Annotated in this window: 26 protein-coding genes; 22 read left to right on the top strand and 4 right to left on the bottom strand. The window is 33.9% G+C overall.

Annotated elements, in window-relative coordinates; genetic code table 11:
- The first annotated feature begins 126 nt into the window (after positions 1–126).
- Genes CBF37_RS04975 through CBF37_RS04960 form a run of 4 tightly spaced genes read left to right on the top strand, consistent with a single transcriptional unit; the run spans position 127 to position 3,268 of the window.
- The gene (locus CBF37_RS04975; RefSeq protein WP_125983644.1) at positions 127–369 is read left to right on the top strand and encodes a GlsB/YeaQ/YmgE family stress response membrane protein; all 243 of its coding nucleotides are present in this window, start codon (positions 127–129) and stop codon (positions 367–369) included.
- A 52-nt stretch (positions 370–421) separates the two neighbouring features.
- Positions 422–1,459 carry a hypothetical protein gene (locus CBF37_RS04970; protein WP_125983643.1) on the top strand — a complete coding sequence of 346 codons (1,038 nt, stop codon included), beginning with the start codon at positions 422–424 and terminating at the stop codon, positions 1,457–1,459.
- A 5-nt stretch (positions 1,460–1,464) separates the two neighbouring features.
- The gene (locus tag CBF37_RS04965) at positions 1,465–2,724 is read left to right on the top strand and encodes a tetratricopeptide repeat protein (RefSeq protein ID WP_125983642.1); all 1,260 of its coding nucleotides are present in this window, start codon (positions 1,465–1,467) and stop codon (positions 2,722–2,724) included.
- Between the two features lies 1 nt (position 2,725).
- Complete coding sequence (locus tag CBF37_RS04960; RefSeq protein WP_165866637.1) at positions 2,726–3,268, top strand: YpiB family protein; 543 nt, start codon at positions 2,726–2,728, stop codon at positions 3,266–3,268.
- A 93-nt stretch (positions 3,269–3,361) separates the two neighbouring features.
- On the opposite strand, the gene CBF37_RS04955 is transcribed toward CBF37_RS04960, so the two are convergent.
- Positions 3,362–4,246: a YitT family protein gene (locus CBF37_RS04955; protein WP_125983640.1), complete on the bottom strand. Its 885-nt coding sequence runs from the start codon at positions 4,244–4,246 to the stop codon at positions 3,362–3,364.
- 132 nt (positions 4,247–4,378) lie between these two features.
- On the opposite strand from CBF37_RS04955, the gene CBF37_RS04950 reads away from it, so the two are divergent.
- The 8 genes from CBF37_RS04950 to CBF37_RS04915 all read left to right on the top strand — a co-directional run bounded on the left by CBF37_RS04950 (position 4,379) and on the right by CBF37_RS04915 (position 11,155).
- Positions 4,379–4,729, top strand: coding sequence for a nucleotide pyrophosphohydrolase (locus tag CBF37_RS04950; protein ID WP_125983639.1), 351 nt, complete (start codon positions 4,379–4,381; stop codon positions 4,727–4,729).
- Entirely contained in the window at positions 4,722–5,522 is an 801-nt protein-coding gene (gene dapB / locus CBF37_RS04945) for a 4-hydroxy-tetrahydrodipicolinate reductase (RefSeq protein WP_125983638.1), read from the top strand. The genes CBF37_RS04950 and dapB overlap by 8 nt, the downstream gene beginning before the upstream one ends.
- The gene (locus CBF37_RS04940; protein WP_420824164.1) at positions 5,522–6,733 is read left to right on the top strand and encodes a CCA tRNA nucleotidyltransferase; all 1,212 of its coding nucleotides are present in this window, start codon (positions 5,522–5,524) and stop codon (positions 6,731–6,733) included. Before dapB ends, CBF37_RS04940 begins: the two co-directional genes overlap by 1 nt.
- Positions 6,726–7,085, top strand: coding sequence for a thioesterase family protein (locus CBF37_RS04935; protein ID WP_125983636.1), 360 nt, complete (start codon positions 6,726–6,728; stop codon positions 7,083–7,085). Before CBF37_RS04940 ends, CBF37_RS04935 begins: the two co-directional genes overlap by 8 nt.
- Before the next feature lie 100 nt (positions 7,086–7,185).
- The gene (locus CBF37_RS04930; RefSeq protein ID WP_125983635.1) at positions 7,186–7,644 is read left to right on the top strand and encodes a hypothetical protein; all 459 of its coding nucleotides are present in this window, start codon (positions 7,186–7,188) and stop codon (positions 7,642–7,644) included.
- Positions 7,645–7,782: 138 nt separating this feature from the next.
- Positions 7,783–9,672: an ABC-F family ATP-binding cassette domain-containing protein gene (locus CBF37_RS04925; RefSeq protein WP_125983634.1), complete on the top strand. Its 1,890-nt coding sequence runs from the start codon at positions 7,783–7,785 to the stop codon at positions 9,670–9,672.
- Positions 9,673–9,687: 15 nt separating this feature from the next.
- Positions 9,688–10,635 carry a thymidylate synthase gene (locus CBF37_RS04920; protein ID WP_125983633.1) on the top strand — a complete coding sequence of 316 codons (948 nt, stop codon included), beginning with the start codon at positions 9,688–9,690 and terminating at the stop codon, positions 10,633–10,635.
- Between the two features lie 22 nt (positions 10,636–10,657).
- Positions 10,658–11,155: a dihydrofolate reductase gene (locus tag CBF37_RS04915; RefSeq protein ID WP_125983632.1), complete on the top strand. Its 498-nt coding sequence runs from the start codon at positions 10,658–10,660 to the stop codon at positions 11,153–11,155.
- 712 nt (positions 11,156–11,867) lie between these two features.
- On the opposite strand, the gene trhA is transcribed toward CBF37_RS04915, so the two are convergent.
- On the bottom strand, positions 11,868–12,515 hold the full coding sequence (gene trhA / locus CBF37_RS04910; RefSeq protein WP_125983631.1) for a PAQR family membrane homeostasis protein TrhA: 648 nt from the start codon (positions 12,513–12,515) through the stop codon (positions 11,868–11,870).
- A 118-nt stretch (positions 12,516–12,633) separates the two neighbouring features.
- On the opposite strand from trhA, the gene CBF37_RS04905 reads away from it, so the two are divergent.
- The 6 genes from CBF37_RS04905 to CBF37_RS04880 all read left to right on the top strand — a co-directional run bounded on the left by CBF37_RS04905 (position 12,634) and on the right by CBF37_RS04880 (position 17,354).
- Complete coding sequence (locus tag CBF37_RS04905; protein WP_125983630.1) at positions 12,634–13,470, top strand: DegV family protein; 837 nt, start codon at positions 12,634–12,636, stop codon at positions 13,468–13,470.
- Between the two features lie 65 nt (positions 13,471–13,535).
- Positions 13,536–14,435: an SGNH/GDSL hydrolase family protein gene (locus CBF37_RS04900; protein WP_125983629.1), complete on the top strand. Its 900-nt coding sequence runs from the start codon at positions 13,536–13,538 to the stop codon at positions 14,433–14,435.
- Complete coding sequence (locus CBF37_RS04895; protein WP_125983627.1) at positions 14,432–15,106, top strand: YpmS family protein; 675 nt, start codon at positions 14,432–14,434, stop codon at positions 15,104–15,106. The genes CBF37_RS04900 and CBF37_RS04895 overlap by 4 nt, the downstream gene beginning before the upstream one ends.
- Before the next feature lie 4 nt (positions 15,107–15,110).
- Positions 15,111–15,632, top strand: a complete 522-nt coding sequence (gene msrA, locus CBF37_RS04890) for a peptide-methionine (S)-S-oxide reductase MsrA (protein ID WP_125983625.1) — start codon at positions 15,111–15,113, stop codon at positions 15,630–15,632.
- Positions 15,629–15,847: a YozE family protein gene (locus CBF37_RS04885; RefSeq protein ID WP_125983623.1), complete on the top strand. Its 219-nt coding sequence runs from the start codon at positions 15,629–15,631 to the stop codon at positions 15,845–15,847. Before msrA ends, CBF37_RS04885 begins: the two co-directional genes overlap by 4 nt.
- Positions 15,848–15,869: 22 nt before the next feature.
- Positions 15,870–17,354 carry a S41 family peptidase gene (locus CBF37_RS04880; RefSeq protein ID WP_125983621.1) on the top strand — a complete coding sequence of 495 codons (1,485 nt, stop codon included), beginning with the start codon at positions 15,870–15,872 and terminating at the stop codon, positions 17,352–17,354.
- Positions 17,355–17,559: 205 nt separating this feature from the next.
- Here the strand turns inward: CBF37_RS04880 and yidC are convergent, their stop codons facing one another.
- Both yidC and CBF37_RS04870 read right to left on the bottom strand, forming a co-directional pair.
- The gene (yidC, locus tag CBF37_RS04875; RefSeq protein WP_125983619.1) at positions 17,560–18,495 is read right to left on the bottom strand and encodes a membrane protein insertase YidC; all 936 of its coding nucleotides are present in this window, start codon (positions 18,493–18,495) and stop codon (positions 17,560–17,562) included.
- Positions 18,496–18,575: 80 nt separating this feature from the next.
- Positions 18,576–18,851 carry an acylphosphatase gene (locus tag CBF37_RS04870; RefSeq protein WP_125983617.1) on the bottom strand — a complete coding sequence of 92 codons (276 nt, stop codon included), beginning with the start codon at positions 18,849–18,851 and terminating at the stop codon, positions 18,576–18,578.
- Positions 18,852–18,972: 121 nt separating this feature from the next.
- Here CBF37_RS04870 and CBF37_RS04865 point away from each other — a divergent pair, with 121 nt between their 5' ends.
- The 4 genes from CBF37_RS04865 (at position 18,973) to pheS (ending at position 22,637) form a co-directional block, all read left to right on the top strand.
- On the top strand, positions 18,973–19,737 hold the full coding sequence (locus CBF37_RS04865) for a TrmH family RNA methyltransferase (RefSeq protein ID WP_125983615.1): 765 nt from the start codon (positions 18,973–18,975) through the stop codon (positions 19,735–19,737).
- Between the two features lie 118 nt (positions 19,738–19,855).
- Positions 19,856–20,356 carry an HD domain-containing protein gene (locus CBF37_RS04860; RefSeq protein WP_125983613.1) on the top strand — a complete coding sequence of 167 codons (501 nt, stop codon included), beginning with the start codon at positions 19,856–19,858 and terminating at the stop codon, positions 20,354–20,356.
- A gap of 591 nt (positions 20,357–20,947) precedes the next feature.
- Positions 20,948–21,277, top strand: coding sequence for a winged helix-turn-helix transcriptional regulator (locus tag CBF37_RS04855; RefSeq protein WP_125983612.1), 330 nt, complete (start codon positions 20,948–20,950; stop codon positions 21,275–21,277).
- Positions 21,278–21,590: 313 nt separating this feature from the next.
- Complete coding sequence (pheS, locus tag CBF37_RS04850; RefSeq protein ID WP_125983610.1) at positions 21,591–22,637, top strand: phenylalanine--tRNA ligase subunit alpha; 1,047 nt, start codon at positions 21,591–21,593, stop codon at positions 22,635–22,637.

Genomic DNA, 22,637 nt, shown 5'->3' with positions numbered 1-22,637 from the left:
TGTATGTTGGTTTCACTGATTAAAAACTCAACCTTTAATTAGGTTGAGTTTTTTTGTTTCATTGCATTTTTAGTCAATTCAATTTAAAATATATAAAAGAACTAATTTTGAGGAGGAAATGTTATTATGTATTGGTTATGGGTGTTAATTGTTGGAGCTGTTATTGGCGCAGTTGCGGGTGCGATTGCTAATAAGGGAGACTCTAAAGGATGTATTTTTAATATTATTGCTGGTTTATTAGGTTCAACTGTCGGTCAAAAACTTTTTGGCGATTGGGGGTTTCGTTTAGGTGGCATGGCAGTTATTCCATCTATTTTAGGAGCCGTTATTGTTGTGGCTGTCGTATCACTTTTTATGAATAATAAATAGAGAACTACTGTCAATGATTTATTTGTTGACAGTTTTTTTGGAGGTTCAGATTGTGAGGAAAATATTACGAGATAAAACTAATGTTATTTATGCAGAATCTTTGAATCGTTTGCTTCAATCAGGAGATTTGAACAGCATTTTAAAAAAGCCTTCGCTACTCATTATATCCACCGCAGAAGATTATGAGCGATGGTATAATCGGATAACCAAGCATTGTTTATCAGCCGATAGCTTTCAATGGTTTATCTGCACGAATGATTACATTATTGAAAATGTTACTACAATGAATCGTATCTTTGATTTTATAGAAGAAGTCTCACTTCCAAAAAAAACGGGTATACTGGGCATCGGTAATGCAGCAATTGCTGATTTATGTGGAAACGTGACAGTAATGAATCAGTTTACAGAAGAATTATATTTTATTGCAACTGAGTTTTCTGGATTTATAAGGGTACTTCAAGGCAACTTTAGATTAATAAACGATCGCTTGGTTTCTATTGTTCAGACAAAATATGACGCGGAGCTGTTGATCTATGCTGCTGAAACTGAGCATAAAGATCAAGCGGTTTTGAGTTTTTTTTATTTGATTCAGCATGCCATTGTCAATAATAGACAATTGTTGAAAACAATCTATCAAGTAAGTTATTATGATAGAACACGTTTTACTAGCTATTGTGATAGATTATTAATAGATTATGAAAAAACCCCTATTAAATCGCTTGTTTTTGGAAATGTTTTCACTACGGGGATATGTAAAGCTGAGGGATCACATTACTTGAACTTTATGCAGAAAAAATGGTTAGGTCTATTATTGCAATTCTTTTGGTGTAATGAGCAGTTAGGTGTTAAAATGAAGGATAAAGAACTGATACGTTGGTTTCAGTGGCTGAGTCAAGAGTCATTGGTAATTCCTGAGAATGTTTTGTCAACTGATTTATGTCAGAGTATTTGTAAAGAGAGTCGTCGCTATACTGATATCAGTCAATTATTAGTAGAAACAACAGAAGGTAAACAGATAAGACATCCGACTGAAGACGGGTTGTTAAGAGTAGTTGAGAAGTTGCGTTATCAAATAAAAATCGAGGGGTAGTTCATATGTCATATTCAAAAAAAATGCTAGAAGCACTTTCTGAGGGAAATTTAATTGCAGCAGAGGAGCAATTCGATATGGCACTGCTTCATGATTTACCAGAAGAAAAGTATCAGTTAGCAGCTTATTTATTTGAACTTGGGTTTTTAGATGAGTCAGAAAAACTATATTTAGATTTACTGACGAAGGAACCAGAAGAGGATAGCATAAAAATTTCGTTGGCAGAAATTGCTATAGAGAATGGTGAAACTGCCCAAGCAAGTGACTGGTTAAGTCAAATTGATTCTACCAGCGATGTATATGTCCAGAGTTTATTAACTCAAGCAGATTTGTACCAGCAGTTAGAAATTCCAGAAGTGAGTGAGCAAAAATTATCAGAAGCTAAAGCTATTTTACCGGAAGAACCGATTATTGATGCGGCACTTGCAGAATTATATTTTTCAATTGAAGATTATAGTCGGGCAATAACATTCTATGAACGTCTGTATCAAACAGATTTATCTGATGTACCCTTAACAATCAATCCCGCTGAGCGTTTAGGGGTGAGCCTATCAAGAAGTGGAAATTTTGAAGAAGCTATTACCTATTTGGAAGAAGCTGTAGCAGAACAAAAGACTTCAGAGAACCAGTTTCAGTTAGCTTTGACATATTATCAATTGGAAGAAATAGAACGAACTATTGAATTGTTACAGGGGATCAAGGAGTCTGATGAAGACTTTATGCAAGCATACTATCCGTTAGCACAAGTCTTGGTTGATGAAGGGCGTTATGCGGAGTCTGAGGAAGTTGTAATAGCAGGAATTGATAAAAACCCGTATGATATCAATTTATATCATCTTGCCTCGCTTATTTCTTATCAGTTGGGTGATGTGGTACAGTCGAAAAATTATTTGAATCAAGCAATAGCCTTAGAAGAAGATAGTGACTTTTCAAAATTAAAATTAGCAGAATTATTATTGAAAGAGGAATCGTTTGATGAAGTGATTGAATTGATAGGTCAGCTGGATAATCAGGGTCAGGGGTATGCTCAGTGGTATCTTGCCCAAGCTTATAATGGTATAGAAGAATTTGATAATGCAGCTAAAGCTTATGATTCTGCACAAGCAGAACTTACCGAAGAAGCTGATTTTTCAAGAGATTACGGCTTGTTTTTAAGAGAAGAAGGAAAAATAAATGATGCAAAAAGATGGTTAAATCATTATCTAGAGATGATTCCTGATGATATAGAGGTCGCTGAGCTATTACAAATGATGGATGGTGATTAGAATGGTACAAGTAGAAAATAAGAAAAAATTTGTGAATTGGCTTGTACAGTCAGTTCCTCTAAAACAAAGAGAAGCATACTGGATTCTAAATTATATTTTAAATCATGAAATTATTTTGACTAAAACAAATTTTGTTAAGCAAGCTGATATAACACCTAGAGGATTGGTTATCTCTGATAATCACTCGACGCGTCAAGGAATAGTTTTGTATAAAGATCAAAAAACATTTACTGATCCCGAACAGATTTTTCATGAAATTCGTATGAATTGGCGTCAGACGTTGTATATGGAGATTGATTTCGTTGATTCTGAAAGTTTAATGTTGTATCAGTCTATTATTGAAGACAATCCATATTCCATTGAAATATTAGATGCAACTAAATTTTATGATCGTTTTGAACGAGAATTCGATCAAGAAAATAATCAATTTCGAAAAAAATTTCTTGAGCATAAGATAAATCAATCACTTGAATATAACGATCACGATCAGTTTATTAAGTTTAGTAAAGAGTATAATGATTTGATGGAAACTATCGGGAAGTAGATCTTTATTTAGTAAGAATTAATTGATGAATTCTTGATAAGTTAAAGTAATAAGTAAAAAGTGTCGGCAGTTTTTATTTGCCGACACTTTTATTTATTTTTTTAATGATACTTTTTTATCCTCTGAGAGAGAATCGTATGAAAAGCCTTCACCTAAAACATCTTTAACATCCATAATTGTGATAAATGCATTGGGATCTTTTTCAGCGCAAATCTCTTTAATTTTGGTAATTTCTGATAAGCTAGTTACACAGTAAATAACGTCTCGCTCTTTACTCGTAAAAGCTCCCTCTGATTTAAGAAAAGTGACTCCTCGTGCTAATTCATTAATAATTGTTTCGGCTATTTCTCGATTATGGTCAGAAATAATTAGAATACCTTTAGCATTATATGAACCTTCTTGAACCATATCCACAACACGACTAAAGACAAAGACAGTAATCAATGTATAAACCATTTCTCTTAAATCTAAATAAGTTAATGAGAGCAAAAGAACAACGACATCAAGTAAAAGTAATGATTTTCCCATCGTAAAGCCCATTTTTTTTTCAATAACTCGTGCAATAATATCGGTTCCTCCAGTGGTCCCGCCTGCTCGATAAACAATACCGCTGCCGATTCCGCCACATATACCTGCTAATAAGGCTGCAATCAGCATATCGTGATGTACTGAAATACTAATTGGATTATCTTGCCAAAACCATAGATTTACAGTTAATGAGATTGTGCCGATAAATGTATAAAAGATTGGGCGAAATCCTAATAGTTTTATACCAATTAAAATTAAAGGTATGTTTAGTATGAACGTTGATATAGCTGGTTTAACATGAAACAAATTATAAATAATTAACGTAATACCAGTTAACCCACCTTCAGCTAAATTATTGGCCATGTTAAAATTAACCAGACCAAAACTAAAAATACTTGTACCGATAAAAATCATGATACCATCTTTAAAAATTTGTTTAGATAATTTCATTTGATGCAACTCCTTTTCTACCCTTTATCAATCATAGCACCGACATTATTACACAACAAGGAATAGTTGATTGATTATCTAAAGTTTTTTTAATATGATTAGTATATTAATGAAGAGATTTGGAGTGGTGGTATGGATAAAGATGAGAAACAGACGTTGTACGAGATGCAGCAAGAAGTTGATAAGTATATTCAGCAGTTTAAAACTGGATATTTTCCGCCATTATCACAGTTAGCAAGATTGACCGAAGAAGTAGGTGAATTGGCACGAGAAGTCAATCATATTTATGGCGATAAAAAAAAGAAAAAAGATGAACCGATTAAAAAAATGCAAGAGGAAATCGGTGATGTATTGATTGTTTTGATTATTATGGCAAATTCCTTAAGTATTGATTTATCAGATGCCTTCCATCGAAATATGGAAAAATTTAACACGCGAGACAAATTCCGATTTGAAAGAAAGGATGAACGCGAACATGATTAATGTACTTATAGCAGGCTATAGTGGGAAAATGGGAACTGCTTGTACGTCGATGGTTTTGAACCACAAAAATTTAAATTTAGTTGGTGTAATAGATCGTCATTCGAAGGTCACATTCTTAAATGAAATACCAGTATACTCAACGGTTATTTCTACTATACCAGTTTTTAATTCACCAAAAAAAGCTTTGTCTAGCGTGAAAAATGCAGATGTTTGGATTGATTTTACATCACCCGATGTTGTTTTCGAAAATGTAAAAACAGCAATTGAAGCCGGAGTAAGGCCGGTAGTTGGAACAACTGGTATTTCAACTGAGGAGTTCGAACAGTTGGCAGACGTAGCTGATCAGTATCAACTAGGCGGACTTATTGCACCAAACTTCGCAATTGGAGCAATATTAATGATGGAGTTTTCACAAAAAGCCGCAAAGTACTTTCCAAATATTGAAATTATTGAATTGCATCATGATGAAAAGAAAGATGCACCTAGTGGGACTGCCATAAAAACGGCTGAACTAATTTCAGAAGTTCGCTCTACAGTGAAACAAGGAGCTCCGGAAGAATTGGAGCAGATTAAGGGAGCAAGAGGCGCAGATTATGATGGGATGAGGATTCATAGCATCAGATTACCTGGTTTAGTTGCCCATCAAGAGGTGCAATTTGGTGGTGAAGGTGAAGGTTTAATTATTCGTCATGACAGCTATAATCGTTCATCTTTTATGTCTGGTGTTGCGCTTGCTTGTGAGCAAGTTATGGAAGTAAATAAATTATATTATGGATTGGAACATTTACTATGATAGAAAAGAATGATTTCCCCGAAGAATTTAAAGCAGCTGCTCCGATAATTCAAAAAATTAAAGATGCTGGTTATGAAGCCTATTTTGTTGGTGGCAGTGTTCGTGATATTATTTTAGGTCAAAAAATTCATGATGTTGATATTGCTACCAGTGCATATCCACAAGAAATTAAAGCAATTTTCAATCGAACCATTGATGTCGGAATCGAGCACGGGACAGTACTTGTGTTGTGGCAAGATAATCAATATGAAGTGACTACTTTCCGTACAGAATCAACGTATCAAGATTTTAGACGACCGGATAAAGTAACGTTTGTCAGATCATTAATCGAAGATTTAAAACGTCGAGATTTTACGATGAATGCACTCGCAATGACTGAGACTGGAGAAATAATTGATTTGTTTAATGGAATTGAGGCGATTGAGAAAAAACAAATTAAAGCTGTTGGTAATCCTCATGAACGTTTCAGCGAAGATGCTTTAAGAATGATGCGTGGGCTACGTTTTGCGTCACAATTGGGATTTATAATAGAAGAAGAAACTTTTGCGGCAATTGTCGAAAATAGTTATTTATTGGAAAAAATATCAATCGAACGTATTTGTATTGAGTGGGTAAAATTAATGTTGGGGAGAGATGCTGCAACCGGAGTCGGTCTTTTTATTGCTTCGGGATGCAATAATTTTTGTCCGGGAATGTCTGAACAACTTTTTGGTCTCAACCTCTTTCAAAATCGCATTCACAGACAAATCAAGACTGAAGAGTTGGCTTGGGCTTTGTTGATGGATTCTCTCAATGTAGCCAATACTGCGAAGTGGATGAAAAGTTGGAAACTACCTAATAAATTAATCCAGTCTGTTTCTTCAGCTATGTTGTTCATTAAGAAGCGCAGAGAATGTAAAAGTTGGTCGGTTAAAGCACTTTACCAAGCAGGCTTTGAGACCGTGACACTCGTCGAACAATTATTAGAGTACACAGGTGAGTCCGGAGACTGCAGTAAATATCAGTATGCTTATCAGGATTTGCCAATCCATTCTTTGCAAGATTTAGCAATTTCTGGTAATGATCTATTGATTGAATTTGATTTAAAACCTGGTAAGTGGTTAGGTGATATATTAAGTAAATTAGCAGATGCTGTTTTATTTAATCAGCTACCAAATGAAAAAAAATGCTTATTAAATCATTGTAAAGAGGAGTTGTTAAAAAATGTATGAGAAAGAATTTTTAGTGATGGATACTATGACTGCGAAGGTTATGGGATCTGGTGATTTACCTGTTTTAGCGACTCCAAGTTTAATAGCAGCAGTTGAAGAAACCTGTCGCGACTTCATGAAACAACGATTATCTCAAGAACAGACATCAGTTGGTGTATCCATTTCTTGTCAGCATTTGCATCCAACTGGTATTGGTCAATCTTTTGTAGTTAAAATTATTGAAAAAAAATTTGAAAAAAGAAAGAGTGAATATATTTTTGAAGTGGCAGATAAAAGAACGAAAATCGCTGAAGGCACGCACATCAGAGTAATCGTCAATCGTCAAAGATTCATGAAGAACTTAGAAAATTAGAAAATTTGTGAAATAATTAATAAAGTCGTTTAATTTGGGTTCGTTTCATGTTATACTATCAGTGTAATAAAGATAACTTATTTAGAAAGAGGAGATTAGCATGTCAAAAGAAATGACTTTTTTTAAATTCTATTTTAGAAACGGTGAAACATGGACAATAGACCGTGATTATATTGGAGATTTATGGATTCGTCACGTGACGACAAGTTATGGACGCATTAACGGTAGTGAATTCCAAAAGATTAATCCATGCGAAGGAATTAAAATTGAAATTTTTGAAGAAGCAGATCATGTACAAACTGATGATATTAATCAAGGTGGGTTAGAGTCAGGCATGTTTGGTCGTGCTTTAAAATATCAGGATATTGAAAAAATGGGTATTCATTTTAATGATGGTACAAGTGATTTGATTTACTTCCCATATAAAGATAAAGGGACACCAGGTCAAGAAGGATTGGATAATTCTTATCAAACAACTCAAATCTCTGGAGATAATAAGTTATACATTGTCATTGATGAAAATAAAACAGTGACTGATTTTTATGGAGATAAATTTTAATTATAAATTACAATCATAATTTAACAAGCTGGCAGTTAACTTTTAATGTGGGTTAATTGCCAGCTTTTTTTTTGCAGTTTGAAGCGTTGGTCTAAATCTGTTAGAATATAAAAGATTAAGTTGAAATTAGGTGAAATCATGAAAATATTGAGAGCTGATAATTTATCAAAATCTTACGGTGAAAAGATTCTGTTAAATAATGTTTCTTTTTTAATTAAAGAAAAAGATAGAATTGGTTTAATCGGCATTAATGGTACCGGAAAGTCGACACTTATGTCTATTTTAGCTGAAAAAGACAATGCTGAGAACGGTGAAATCGATCATCCGCATGATTATCAGATTGGTTATTTGTCACAGCAAACAGAATTAGATAACGATGCTACGGTGATAGATGTTGTGTTTGACAGCCAGTCACCGATTATGCGAGCTGTTAAATCATATGAAAAAGCACTAGCTGATTTAGCATCGGATGGAGCAAATCCACAATTTCAAGCAGCTTATACTAAGGCTGAAGAACGAATGAATCAAGAGGATGCTTGGATAGCGGATACTAATGCAAAAACTATTCTAAGCAAGTTGGGCATTCTTTTTCTAGATAAGCGAGTTTCTGAGTTGTCTGGTGGGCAAAAAAAACGTTTAGGTTTAGCACAAGTTTTAATACAGGAGCCTGATTTGCTACTTTTAGATGAACCAACTAACCATTTAGATTATCAAAGTATTGCGTGGTTAGAGAATTATCTGAAACAATATAAAGGAGCTTTAGTAGTAACAACACATGATCGTTACTTTTTAGACCGTGTGACTAATCGCATACTTGAACTTTCACATGGTAATTTATACGAATACCAAGGGAATTATGAAGTTTACCTAAATCAACGCGCAGAACGAGAAGAAATTGAAGAAAAACAAATCCATAAAAATAAGCAACTGTACAAACAAGAACTTATTTGGATGCGTGCCGGTGTCCAAGGTAGAGGAACAAAACAGCAAGCAAGGATTAATCGATTTAATGATTTAAAAGAGTCGGTGAATAATCAGCAAGGAACTGATGATTTGAGTTTTTCTGTAGCCACACAAAGATTGGGCAAAAAAGTTATTGATGTTAAACATGCTTACTATAAAATTGACAATAAAATTATTCTAAATGATTTTTCGATGTTAGTTCAATCGCGCGAGAGGTTAGGGATCACCGGAGAAAACGGCAGTGGAAAATCAACACTCTTAAACTTAATCAGCGGTCGATTGACTATTGATAGTGGTGTAATTGATGTTGGTGAGACTGTCAAAATTGGTTACTATACACAAGAAAATGAGCAGATGGATGAATCAAAACGTATGATTCAATATTTGCAAGAAAAAGCTGAACAAGTCAAACAAAATGATGGTACAACAATTAGTGTGACAGAGATGTTGGAGCGTTTTCTATTTCCGAGACATATGCATGGAGCCTTGATTTCAAAATTATCCGGCGGAGAAAAACGTCGATTGTATCTTTTAAATATTTTAATTCAACATCCTAATGTTTTGTTGTTAGATGAGCCGACGAATGATTTAGATATTGAAACGTTAACAATATTGGAAGATTATTTAGAAACTTTTCCGGGTGCAGTAATTACCGTCAGCCATGACCGATATTTTTTGGATAAAACAATGGATAAGCTGTTAATTTTCAAAGGAAGTGGCGTGATTAAGGTTTTTTATGGTTTAATGTCGGATTATCTTTTATCAGATACTGAGGAGGTAGTTGAAAGTTCTGAAACTAGAGAGTGGCAAGACATTGAACCGCCAGTTGAGGTGAAGAAGGAAAAAAATAAGTTAACCTATAAGGAACAACAAGAATGGAAGACGATTGAAACTGATATTGATAGTTTAGAAGATGTGATTGCTGAGATCAATGATACAATGGTTAAGTTTTCTAATGATGCTGGAAAGTTGCAAGACTTACAAAAAGAATTGTCTCTGAAAGAGCATCAGTTGGATCAGATGATAGAGCGATGGGAATATTTAAGTGAGTTTGCTGACAGTTAAAAAGAGGGGGTCCATATGGAAGAAGCTTATTTGGAATTAGGAAAAAAAATTTTAAATGAAGGTATAGAAAAATCAGATCGAACTGGAACTGGTACAAAAAGTATATTTGGGTATCAGATGAGATTCGATTTGCAGCAAGGATTTCCGCTTTTAACAACAAAGCGAGTGCCTTTCTCATTAATCAAAAGTGAGTTATTGTGGTTTATTAAGGGGAATACAAATATAAAATATTTACTTGAAAATAATAACCATATTTGGGATGAGTGGGCATTTGAGCGATATGTTAAAAGTGAAGAGTATCATGGTCCTGATATGACAGATTTCGGTCGCCGTTGTTTGTCAGATGCAGACTTTAATGAAATCTATCAAAAAGAAATAGCAGAATTTTGCCAAAAAATTATTTCAGATAGTAATTTCTCAAAAAAATATGGCGAATTAGGAAATATCTACGGGGCTCAGTGGCGTAGATGGCATACGTCAACCGGTGAAACTATTGATCAACTGAAACAAGTCATCGACATGATTAAAACGGTACCAGATTCGCGGCGATTGATTGTATCAGCGTGGAATCCAGAAGATATTCCCAATATGGCTTTGCCACCTTGTCATACAATGTTTCAATTTTATGTGTCTGATGGCAAGTTGAGTTGTCAATTATATCAACGAAGTGGTGATGTGTTCTTAGGTGTTCCATTTAATATAGCGAGCTATGCATTATTAACCCACTTAGTCGCTCATGAAACTGGTTTAGAAGTAGGTGAGTTTGTTCATACACTAGGTGATGCTCATTTGTACAGTAATCATTATGATCAAATGAAATGTCAATTAAGTAGAGATGTTCGTGACATGCCGACAATTAAATTAAATCCAGAACGTAACAGTATTTTTGATTTTGAAATGGCCGACATTATATTACAAAATTACAATCCGCATAAAGGGATAAAAGCACCAATCGCTGTATGATAATTATTAGGGGGAAATAATAATGATAGCTGCAATATGGGCACAAGACCAGAATGGTTTGATAGGTAATAATGATCAATTGCCTTGGTATTTACCAGATGATTTACAATTTTTTAAACAAATGACAGAGAATAACGCTATTGTGATGGGACGTAAAACGTTTGAAGGGATGGGAAAACAGCTATTACCTAATCGAAAAACAATCATATTAACGTCAGATATGTCCTATAATGGAAATGGTGCAGATGTACTACATACAATTGACGATGTATTGGCTTTCGCTGAAAAATTCGAAGGAATTACTTTTATCACTGGAGGCGGACAAATTTATAAAAACTTTTTACCACATATTGATGTTCTGTATCGTACCTTAATCAAAGCTGAGTTTGAAGGAGATACATATTTTCCATATCTTGATTGGGAAGATTGGAATATTGTCAGTACTAGCGAGGGTGTTGTAGATGATAAAAATAAATATCCGCATGACTTCGAAACTTATCAAAGAAATACAAACACATAAAAAAGAGATGGCTGTTTGAATGGGGACCAACCTCTATAAAATAAGACACAAATATACTATCTAGGTATAGACTCGCGATATTTTACTTGTTTTTGTTGGATTTATATTTTATTTTGGTGATTAATGTGATCTATAATCGTCTGTATTACAACAGATGTAGGCACCTGTTTAGATAGCATGTTTAGCATTTAGTGATGATGAATTAAACAAATCGAAACAAGCATTATCAGTGGGAGCCCTTTTTGGGACATACCCATGATAATGCTTTTTCTTTATACTCTTTTTGATAACTATATGAGGTGTATAAAGATCCCAGGTAAATAATTTGTCACTTCCAGCAATTGTTCTAAGGTTTTAAATATAAGATTAATATCTTACTTTTCTCCAATATTATAAGAATATTCTCGTCACTATACTGATCCATTATTGAAGATAAATAAAGTTATTTTCTTCCAAGAGGTAGATATGTAATTGGCTTTTGAAATCGTTTATTTAAATTAAATGGACGATTCAATTTCAATAATTTTTAAGAACTATTCCATTTTTTACATTTTGGAACTTTACAGTTCCAGTTATATTTTTGCCTAATCAATTTAGATAGTATTTTCATTTATTTTTCATTTCAATTGGGCACTCAATCTATCCTTTCCAACATAAAGAAAACACTTCCTGTTAAATTCATTTTAATCGAATTCAACAGGAAGTGTTTTTTTTAAGTAAAAAAATAAATTGAAAAATAGATGAAGCAAGCACCTAACATAACAAAAATATGCCAGACGACATGCATAAACTTGATGTGTTTCATGCTGTAAAAAACAGCACCGATTGTATAAGATACACCGCCAAGGAACAGTAGTAAAAATCCATTAACGCCAAGACCATCAAACAAAGGTTTAATAGCGATCAAACAAAGCCAGCCCATTGCAACATAAAGAATGACACCGGTTTTATTCTTAGTGCTTAACCAAATGGATTTATAAATTATACCAAGTAATGCTATACCCCAAATGATTCCGAAAAGTGTCCATCCTAACCATCCCTTAATAGTTAAAAGACAGAAAGGGGTGTAGCTACCTGCAATTAATAAATAAATAGAGCTATGGTCGAATACCTGAAAGACCTTTTTAGCTTTGGTAAAGATCAAGCTGTGGAACAGTGTTGAAAATAAAAACAGTAGAATCATAGACGATCCGAATATAGTATATGACACGACATGTATTGGAGACCCTAATCGTGCTCCTTTGATAATCAATAAAACTAAGCCAGCAATGCTGAGTCCAGTACCGATTCCATGAGTTATCGCATTAAATACTTCATTCGTTATCATATATTTGCGTGAAAATGTATTTCCTTGTTGCATTTATGACATCCTTTCGTTTTTTTTAAGTGAAAATATGTCTCGTATCTGTTATACTGTACAAAAGATACCTTAATATAATTCTACACGAATATGTTAAATTTTGAAAGAGGTTTTAAACATGACTAAAATAAAAATAGTAACTGACTCATCGGCAGTCATTTCGCCAGAACGACTAAGTGAGATAGAAATCAATGTTGTCAGTCTATCGGTAATGATTGATGGTGTGATATATGCTGATAAAGAATTGGATAATGTTGAATTTATGTCGATGATGGCTAATGCTAAATCACTACCCAAAACTAGTCAACCACCAATTGGGGAATTTATCGAATTATATGATAAACTTGGAGAAGATGGTAGTGAAATCATTTCAATACATCTAACAGAAAAATTAAGTGGAACAGTAAATACTGCACGTCAAGCAGCTCAAATGTCTAAATCAAATGTCACTGTCATTGATAGTGACTATATTGATCAAGCGTTAGGATTTCAAGTTTATGAGGCTGCTAAATTAGCACAATCAGGTGCTTCCAAAGATGACGTTTTACAGCTCGTGGAAGATGTTAAAAAGCGAACATCTTTATACATTGGTGTAGCAACACTAGAAAATCTAGTTAAGGGAGGTCGTGTTGGTAAATTAGTCGGTGCTTTGTCAGGATTTTTAAACATGAAAATAATGATGCAACTTGTAAACGGCGAATTAGAAGTTGTAGGTAAAGGACGCGGTAATAAAACGTTTACTAAATGGTTAACTGCACTTGAAAAAAATTTGGCACATCTAGATCTTGAATATATTGGTATTTCAGATGCTGATAGTCGCGAACTAACTACTGAGTTGAAAAATTCATTGTTAACAATATTGCCTGACTTTGATATACCGATTATTCATACAATCCCTTTGGTGGCTACTCATGCTGGTAAGGGTGCCTTTGCGATTATGTACTATACTAAATAATAAGCATACTGTTTGAAAGGCAGATCATTTAATGGTCTGTTTTTTTTATCAATAGGAGTGTTCAAATGAGAAAATTAAAAAAAATAATACTCTATGCGCTGTTCTTTGTTTTTGTTTCTTTACTGACTTTTGTTACATTGTCTTTAGTGATAGCACCAGCTGAACGAATTAATCCTCCAACTGTTAAAGTTAGCGAAAAAAGAATGGAAATATTAAGAATCAGTGCGATAGGGGATTCTTTGACAGAAGGAGTAGGGGACAACACTAAATCAGGAGGGTATGTCCCAATTTTGCAAAGAGACTTAACAGATGAGCAGCCGATTGATGTCGTTCAAATGTCTAATTTCGGTAAAGCTGGTGATCGTAGTGATCAAATTTTAAAAAGACTTAAAAAGGATAAAGACATGCAAAAATCTGTCAAAGAAGCAAATGTTATTACTATGACAGTTGGCGGAAATGACTTAATGCAAGCTTTTCAATCAAGAATTTTTGGTAAAACATCAATAAAAAAATTTGAGAAGCCTATGACGAAATATCAAAAAGAACTAAAAAAGTTATACGAGGAAATACGCACACTTAATCCAGAAGCCCCAGTTTATCAATTAGGTGTGTATAATCCATTTCTTGTGAGTTTTGGTGAAATTGAGGAAGCACAGGATATTGTTGATTTTTGGAATAACGGTTCTCGTGAATTTGTTAATGAACAAAAAAATGCTTTTTTTGTTCCAATTAACGAAGAAATATCCAATGGACTTGATGGAAAACCGACTCTGAATGAGGAAAACCCCGCTAATGATTCATCGCTAACAAAAGCACAGGCAGAGAAAGCGGTCAATAATGCGTTGATTAATAATTTGATTTCTGAGGATGATAGTTTCCATCCAAATAATTTAGGATATCAGGTGATTGCGAATGCATTTGAGAAAAAAATAAGCAGTACCAAAGAACTTTGGTTTAAGAAATGAGTGAGACAATGAAACGAACAATCAAAAATGAAAATAAAGAAAATTTAGTCCACGAAAATAAAATAAGATATTTTTTTAATAACCCTTGGAAAATTGCATTTTTAATATTGGCGGCAATAATAATTGGAGGGGCAGTTTTTTTAGGCTCACGAATTATGACACCAAGATCCAACTTTTCTGTCAATCAATCCAATACAAGTGTTAGAGGTGAACCCAGTTTTCAAGTTCAGTTGAAAAAACAACAAGTTAATGATATTCTTGATTATTATTTAAATGATTTTATGAAAAAATCAGGAGTGGACTATAAATTTACTCTTGATAAAGAGGCAATGCTCGAAGGCACATTTGACCTTTTAGGTCATGAGACTGACTTTTATTTGTTTTTTGAACCGTATGTCTTAACAAATGGTAATGTCCAACTGCGAGCTAAAAATTTATCAGTTGGAACATTGAGTGTTCCGATTACGGCAATGATTAATTATATTTCGCATAGTGTTGATTTTCCTAAGTGGGTAGAAGTTGATTCAAAAAAACAAACAATTACATTACACTTGGATAAGTACATACTAAAAAATGGGATGAAACTTCGTGCAGATAAGATTAATTTGATTGATGATGAAATAAGTTTTAGTGTGTATTTGAACTTAACAGATGAAAAGAAAGGGAAGTGATTTTATGAATGAGACAGCAATCTTTGCCGGTGGGTGTTTTTGGTGCATGGTTCAGCCATTTGATACACAGCTAGGTATTCATTCGGTTATTTCTGGTTATACCGGTGGACATAAGGAAAACCCTACATATGAAGAAGTTTGCAGTGGACAAACTGGTCACACTGAAGCTGTTAAAATTGAATTTGATCCAAATATTACTTCTTATAAAGAATTATTGGCTATTTATTGGCAGCAGACAGATCCGACAGATGCGTTTGGACAATTTGAAGATCGTGGCGACAGTTATCGTCCAGTAATATTTTATACATCACCTCAACAAAAAGAAATGGCAGAAAAAAGTCTTGCGGAACTGGATAAATCTAGTAAATATTCAGAACCAATTGTCACTAAAATAGAACCCGCTAGCCCGTTTTATGTTGCCGAAGACTATCATCAAGATTTTTATAGAAAAAATCCAGCAAGATATGCTTTGTCTCATCATACACGAGATCAGTTCTTAAAAAAAGTTTGGAGTGATCGATTATGAAACGTAGCTTTTACCATTACATACAAACCCACAGAGATACTAAGTTACGAACTCCAGAAGTGTTGTTAGCAGAAGATATCTTTACAGATTTGCAATTTCCAAAACAGTCGGAGGATTATGAAGAAATATCACATTACCTTGAAACAAATGCTTACTATATATCAAATATGGATTTGTTCGATGAACTTTGGGAACTTTATGTAGAAACAAATTGATTAGGTTAGGACGTGAAGTAGTTTGAAGGAAGAAGATTCAAAAGAAGTACAAGAATCAGAACAAAAGATGCAGCCCAAGAAAAAACGCAGTATATCACTTACTCAATATATAATAAGCTTGATTATTATTGCAATTGTGGCTTCCGGTGCAACTGTAGCTGTTTTTGGAATTTATTCGCGCAAAGAAGCTACCCAGCTGCGAGGCAGCTCAATACAAAGCATTGATTACTTAAACCAAGTGATTAAGATGGCTTATTTTGATAAAGTAGATGATCAAAAATTAATCGATGGAGCCCTAAAGGGAATGGTTGAAGCACTAGATGATCCTTATTCAAGCTATTTTAGTAAAAGTGAAGCAAAGGATTTTGATGATAGTATTTCTGGAAGTTTTGAGGGTATTGGCGCTGTCATGACGATGCAAGACGGTGTACCTACTATTGCAGAGCCTCCGATTAAAGGTAGTCCAGCAGAAAAAGCACAGTTAAGAGCCAATGATAAAATATTAAAAATTAACGATAAAAAAGTATCTGACAAATCATTAAATGATGTAGTCAAAGAGGTAAGAGGAAAAAAAGGGTCGACAGTCAAATTAGAGGTGGCACGTGATAAAGAAGTATTCAATGTAGAAATAAAAAGAGATAAAATTCCAGTTGAATCTGTCAAATCAAACATCGATAAAAATCATAAGAATATTGGTTACATTGACATTAAAAGTTTTAATGATACAACCTCAGATGAGTTTAACAAAGCTATTGAATCATTAGAAAAAGAGGGAGCAAAGGGATTAATTATCGATGTTCGTGGTAATCCAGGCGGTATTTTGCCGCAAGTTGAAGAAATAACCAGTCGTTTTCTAAGAAATGGTGAAACAATTGTTCAATTTGAAGATCGAAATAAAAAAGAAAGCAAGGATACGGCTAGTGAACAACTAGATGAAGGTAAAAAAATTAATTTACCAACAGTTTTATTAGTAGATCAAGATAGTGCGAGTGCGTCTGAAATTATGGCAGCTGCATTAAAAGACAGTGGTCGTTTTGACGTTGTCGGTACTAAAACATTTGGCAAGGGAACTGTTCAATCATTGATACCTCTTGGAGATCAAGGTGAAGCTAAATTGACTATCAGTAAATGGTTAACACCTAAGGGTCAGTGGATTCATAAAAAGGGTGTTGAACCTACAGTAGACGTTGAGTACCCTGAGTACTTAAAAAATCGCATGATTGATACCTCTAAGACGTATAGGGAGGGTATGATTAGTGATGATGTGAAAATTATTAATAGCGATTTGCAAGCATTAGGCTATCAAGTTGACGGAAAATCGGATACATATACAAACACAACTAAAACGGCCGTCAGTGAATTTCAAGAAAAAGAAGACTTGACTGTGACAGGTGAAGTTGATAAGGATACGGCAGTTAAAATCGTTGAGTCAGTTATTAATTATTGGAAAGCTAATGACACACAATATCAAAAAGCGATGGATTTAGTTTTAGAAAAAGTTAAGTAGAATATTTAGTAATCCTTTTAAGGAGCGAGTTTCTTCTCGCTCCTTTTTAATATTAAAATTACAGTGTGTCTTGTGACTGGTTGATTATTTTAATCATTTTTTATCAAAGTATGATTAAAAATTTTAAATGATGAAGTTAGTAAAAAACGACTTTCACAAATCAGTTGTTTAGTCTGATTTGTGAAAGTCGTTAATTAGTATAAAACTATTTTTTCTGTTGCTTGCCAGCGTTTCGTCCACCTATTTTTTTATTAGTAGATTGATTTTTATTTGATTTATTGTTTTGTTTAACAGGCGGAGTTACATCCTTTGCGATACTTGATGTAGTAACTTTTATAGGGTTTTTCGCAAAATGTTCCTCTAACTCACGTTTGATTTTTGGTTTTTGATACAAGGTTGAAATCGCTGATTGAAGACAACTGAAAATACCGCCGACTACCCAATAAAGTGTTACACCAGCTGGGGAACTGAATGATATGAAGATAATCATCAACGGTGAAATATAGGACATCATTTTCATTTGTTTCTTTTGTGCTTCATCCATCCCCATCATACTTACGTAGCTTTGGATAAAGTAGCTAATCCCCGCGAGAGCTACAAGGATAAGACTTGGTTTACCTAGATTAATTCCTAGGAAAGTTGATTCTGAAATTCCTGGTGTGACTTTTGCTGCGAAGAATAAAGCAGTAAAAATCGGCATTTGAATAATTAAAGGCAGGCATCCGATGCCGCCAATAATGCTGACATCATTCTCTTTGTATAATTTCTGCAATTCTTGCTGTGCAGCAAGTTGTTCTTCCTGAGAAGATGAATTTTTCATTTTCTCATTAATAGCATCCATATGCGGTTTTAAGGCAGCAATTTTTTCTTGCTGGATCATTGATTTTTTCATTTGACTAAGACCAAGCGGTAAAATAATTAATCTGACAACAAGGGTTAGCACGATAATTGCCATACCAAAACCGAGACCTAAGTTTTCAGCTAAGTATGTTACTAAGTGACTCATCGGCTTTACTAAGACGTTATAAATTATTCCGTCTCCAGTAGGATTACCTTTTTTGTCGGTATCAACACAACCAGATAACGTAATCAGCAACATAAAAAGACCAGATGTTATCAGCCATTTTTTAAAATTTTTCATTGAATTCTTCCTTTACAATAATCTACACAAAGATAACTATAACTAAATAAATGATTTTTTTCAATTAAATTTAGTTAATTTTAATACGAGACGTCAAAGCTACTTCGTATTTTATTGGATGTATTGTAATGAATTTGACAATCGCTCACACGACCGGAAGGTGATGGAGATTTTTTGACTGCTGCTATGAATTGTTCTAATTGTTCATCAGTACCATCAGCTTCGATGTAAACTGAGCCATCATTTAGATTTTTTACTAGTCCGGTTACACCTATTTGTTCTGCTGTCATTTTTGTTAAGTAACGAAAGCCTACTCCCTGTACTCTACCAGAAACAATCATTTGAATTGACATAATAATTCCTCGCTTTCATATATTGAATTCAGTATATAATGCAATTTTTAAATTGACAAATTTTATACTAAATTGTTAGTTTTTTGTTATAATGGGTTGATGATAAAATGCAAAGGTGGAAATTATGAAATACATTACATCAGCGAAGAATAATTTTGTTAAAAACGCAAAAAAATTGCATAAAAAGAAATATCGCTCCGAATCAAATTTATACTTAATTGAAGGGGAGCATTTAGTTGAAGAGGCCGTGAAACACAATGCTGATATTGTTTATGTTATCGTTGAAGAAAATATGTTGGAAAAATATAATTACCTTATCCAAGACTTCGATGACGAAAAAGTTTATTTAGTCACTGATTCAATTATTCAAACACTGTCAACGTTACCGACACCGCAAGGGATTATGGCAATTATTGAAAAAAAAGCTGCGGTAGATATTCTTTATCAGGGTCGGATTTTGATTTTAGACTGCGTTCAAGATCCAGGTAATGTCGGAACAATGATTCGAACTGCTGATGCAGCAGGCTTCACTCATATCATTTTAGGAGAAGGCTGTGCAGATGTTTACCAACCAAAGGTGTTGCGTGCGATGCAAGGTAGCCAATATCATTTAACTCTTGAAGAAGGGGACGTATCGGAGAGGATGTCAGAATTATTTAAGCGAGAATATCTGATTTACGGAACAGAACTCAATCCGGAAGCTATTGATTATCGTGAAATAAAGAAAGATTATCAAAATCTTGCCATTGTTATGGGAAATGAAGGACAAGGTGTATCTGCTGAAATTTTAAAATACACTACAAAAAATGTTTACATTCCAATTATAGGTCAGGCAGAATCGTTAAACGTTGCCGTAGCAGCCGGAATTCTCATGTTTTCGTTACAATAGTTATGAATTTATTAAATTAAGTCATTTATATAGCCAGATTTACTTGATGGTGATAAAATAACTTTATGTTAAAAATATGTAAATAATATCCATTAAATAGAAAGTATGTGAACCGTAAATGGCATTGGATTGGCAAAATGATAAAGACTACCTTGCACTTGTAGAAGATTTAATCTTTACGGAAGAAGTGCAAAGTTTAGCAGATTTTAAACAACATCATTACTCAAATAGATTAGAACATTCAATTAGTGTATCTTACAGAAGTTATTTATTAGCAAAAAAATGGAATGGAAATGTCAGAGCTACTGCTCGAGCTGGGTTATTGCATGACTTATTCTTTTACGATTGGCGTGACCAAAAGATGGGCGAAGGAACGCACGCATATGTTCATCCGAGAATCGCATTAAAAAATGCACGTAAATTAACCAAAATTTCTAAATTAGAAGAAGATATAATTATTAAACACATGTTTGGTGCAACGATTGCTCCACCTAAGTATAAAGAAAGCTACATCGTGACGATGGTTGATAAATATTGTGCATGTGAAGAAGCTATCGCTCCTTTATATCGCAAATTTAAACATAAAGCATCTGATTATTTAGGATTATCACAAATTTAAAGATTATTTCAACTTGCATGATTTCGGTTATGCAAGTTTTTTTATGTAACCTATTTATTAGTTAAAATGGGTGTTGTTAATGTCTACGTTATTGATAATTGATGTTGGTATACTTTTATAAATATTGAATTATAGATGAGTAATAATAATGTTCTATGTGATTTAATCGATGAATTGAATAAAGGGTTGTCTATAAGTGATAAACATAGTAACGGCTAGGTATCGATGGAAGTATATTAATTAGTTATTGTGATAAATTAATCGTTCGCCTAATAAATTTTCAAGTCATATTTGGTCATGGAAAATTGTGATTAGGTAAAACGATATCAGGCGCTAACCGATTTTCTATATATACTTATCAGAAAGTTTGTAATACTGCTTGAATTATTTAACTGTGTATATAATTAACGATTTTTTATACTGATGCTTGAAGCAAGTTTTATTAGGTAATGAAATGATGTGAATTTGATTGGCATTGATTATCACTCTAAAGGATGTTACTAAAATAAATTACAAGCGGAAAGGTAGTCAGAAGGTTATCTTTATTTTATAATTAATATGATGATTGTGTTAGGTGAAGGGAGGGGTAGTATGACATCGTGTCAAGAAAGAAAATTTCAATTATGCCCTAGATTTGAGAAAACATTTGCAATTTTAGGTAAAAAGTGGAATGGATTAATAATTGATGTTCTCCTTGAAGAAGGACCTCAAAGATTTGTAGAGCTGGCGTCAAAAGTTCCAGATGTTAGTGATCGTGTACTGGTTGAACGCCTAAAAGAACTTGAAGATAAAGGTATTTTATTGAGACAGGTTTTTGAAGAAGAAAATAATCGTATCGAGTATCGTTTAACTGATAAAGGTCAGGATTTAAAGAGCGTAATGCAGGAAATTCAAACATGGGGTGAACGTTGGGTCAATTAAGTACTTGACCTTTATCGATAAACCTTGTAAACTTACTTGTAAATAAAGAAATACGTTATGAGAAAAGAGTAGCATAGCTAATCAATCAATAGGGAGGCTTGTCATCGACTGAAAGCAAGCTGATGTGTGGTATGTGAAGTTCACTTCTCTAGTAGTTTTAACAAACCGGTGTAATACATCGTTAACAATCAAGAGATACTTATGTTTATATGATTAAACATTTGGTAATTTAGGATGGTACCGCGAGACATCGTTCCTTTTGGAATGATGTCTTTTTTGCGTATTTTTAGTTAATTTGAAAGGAATTGAGAAAATGGCAATAAAGGAAACACTTGAAAAGCTGAAAATTGAAACGTTAGATTTAATTGTTCAAGCAAATGATTTAAACACGTTAAGCGAGATTAGAGTAAAAACGTTAGGGAAAAAGGGCTCCATGACAGAGGTTCTTCGCGGCATGAAAGATTTGACTGCTGAGATGCGTCCCGTTGTTGGATCTTTTGCTAATGAAGTACGTGATATTTTAACAGATGCACTAGATAATAAGAAGATAGAACTAGAAGAGATTGCATTGAATGATGCACTGGGCAAGGAAACAATTGATGTCACTCTTCCAGGAACAGTGGTTAAAACTGGCACACCGCATATTCTGACACAGGTTATGCAAGAGATAGAAGACGTTTTCTTAGGTTTAGGTTATCAAATTATTGAAGGAAATGAAGTTGAACAAGATGAGTATAATTTTGAACGGATGAATTTACCGAAGGATCATCCAGCTCGAGATATGCAGGATTCATTTTATATCACTGAAGATTTGTTATTAAGAACACATACATCTCCCGTTCAGGCAAGAACCATGGAAAAACACGATTTTACAAACGGACCCCTGCGCATGATTAGTCCTGGCAAGGTATACCGTCGCGACAATGATGATGCTACACACAGTCATCAATTTCATCAAATTGAAGGCTTAGTTATTGATAAAAAGATAACGATGGGTGATTTAAAAGGAACTCTTGAAGTATTGATAAAGAAAATGTTTGGTGCTGACCGTAAAATCAGATTACGTCCAAGTTATTTTCCATTTACAGAACCATCTGTTGAAGTAGATATCAGTTGTTTTAAATGCGGTGGTGAAGGGTGCAATGTTTGTAAACATACTGGCTGGATTGAAGTCTTAGGTGCAGGTATTGTTCACCCGAGAGTTTTAGAGATGTCAGGGGTGGATTCGACGAAATACAGCGGATTTGCTTTTGGATTAGGACCTGATCGATTTGCGATGTTAAAATACGGTGTAAACGATATCCGTTATTTCTATCAAAATGATCGTCGCTTTTTAGAACAATTTAAGGTAAAGGGGTAG

It is taken from the genome of Vagococcus vulneris (assembly GCF_003950515.1).
Lineage (GTDB): Bacteria > Bacillota > Bacilli > Lactobacillales > Vagococcaceae > Vagococcus > Vagococcus vulneris.
This window is presented reverse-complemented; position numbering and strand designations above follow the sequence as displayed.

Excerpts from the sequence above, each read along its gene's own strand:
- CBF37_RS04905 (WP_125983630.1), top strand. The coding sequence starts at position 12,634 with ATGACTAAAATAAAAATAGTAACTGACTCATCGGCAGTCATTTCGCCA.
- CBF37_RS04975 (WP_125983644.1), top strand. The coding sequence starts at position 127 with ATGTATTGGTTATGGGTGTTAATTGTTGGAGCTGTTATTGGCGCAGTT.
- CBF37_RS04865 (WP_125983615.1), top strand. The coding sequence starts at position 18,973 with ATGAAATACATTACATCAGCGAAGAATAATTTTGTTAAAAACGCAAAA.
- CBF37_RS04895 (WP_125983627.1), top strand. The coding sequence starts at position 14,432 with ATGAGTGAGACAATGAAACGAACAATCAAAAATGAAAATAAAGAAAAT.
- CBF37_RS04920 (WP_125983633.1), top strand. The coding sequence starts at position 9,688 with ATGGAAGAAGCTTATTTGGAATTAGGAAAAAAAATTTTAAATGAAGGT.
- CBF37_RS04915 (WP_125983632.1), top strand. The coding sequence starts at position 10,658 with ATGATAGCTGCAATATGGGCACAAGACCAGAATGGTTTGATAGGTAAT.
- CBF37_RS04885 (WP_125983623.1), top strand. The coding sequence starts at position 15,629 with ATGAAACGTAGCTTTTACCATTACATACAAACCCACAGAGATACTAAG.
- CBF37_RS04935 (WP_125983636.1), top strand. The coding sequence starts at position 6,726 with ATGTATGAGAAAGAATTTTTAGTGATGGATACTATGACTGCGAAGGTT.
- pheS (WP_125983610.1), top strand. The coding sequence starts at position 21,591 with ATGGCAATAAAGGAAACACTTGAAAAGCTGAAAATTGAAACGTTAGAT.
- dapB (WP_125983638.1), top strand. The coding sequence starts at position 4,722 with ATGATTAATGTACTTATAGCAGGCTATAGTGGGAAAATGGGAACTGCT.
- CBF37_RS04855 (WP_125983612.1), top strand. The coding sequence starts at position 20,948 with ATGACATCGTGTCAAGAAAGAAAATTTCAATTATGCCCTAGATTTGAG.
- CBF37_RS04860 (WP_125983613.1), top strand. The coding sequence starts at position 19,856 with ATGGCATTGGATTGGCAAAATGATAAAGACTACCTTGCACTTGTAGAA.
- CBF37_RS04925 (WP_125983634.1), top strand. The coding sequence starts at position 7,783 with ATGAAAATATTGAGAGCTGATAATTTATCAAAATCTTACGGTGAAAAG.
- CBF37_RS04930 (WP_125983635.1), top strand. The coding sequence starts at position 7,186 with ATGTCAAAAGAAATGACTTTTTTTAAATTCTATTTTAGAAACGGTGAA.
- yidC (WP_125983619.1), bottom strand. The coding sequence starts at position 18,495 with ATGAAAAATTTTAAAAAATGGCTGATAACATCTGGTCTTTTTATGTTG.
- CBF37_RS04900 (WP_125983629.1), top strand. The coding sequence starts at position 13,536 with ATGAGAAAATTAAAAAAAATAATACTCTATGCGCTGTTCTTTGTTTTT.
- msrA (WP_125983625.1), top strand. The coding sequence starts at position 15,111 with ATGAATGAGACAGCAATCTTTGCCGGTGGGTGTTTTTGGTGCATGGTT.
- CBF37_RS04955 (WP_125983640.1), bottom strand. The coding sequence starts at position 4,246 with ATGAAATTATCTAAACAAATTTTTAAAGATGGTATCATGATTTTTATC.
- CBF37_RS04960 (WP_165866637.1), top strand. The coding sequence starts at position 2,726 with ATGGTACAAGTAGAAAATAAGAAAAAATTTGTGAATTGGCTTGTACAG.
- CBF37_RS04965 (WP_125983642.1), top strand. The coding sequence starts at position 1,465 with ATGTCATATTCAAAAAAAATGCTAGAAGCACTTTCTGAGGGAAATTTA.
- CBF37_RS04950 (WP_125983639.1), top strand. The coding sequence starts at position 4,379 with ATGGATAAAGATGAGAAACAGACGTTGTACGAGATGCAGCAAGAAGTT.
- trhA (WP_125983631.1), bottom strand. The coding sequence starts at position 12,515 with ATGCAACAAGGAAATACATTTTCACGCAAATATATGATAACGAATGAA.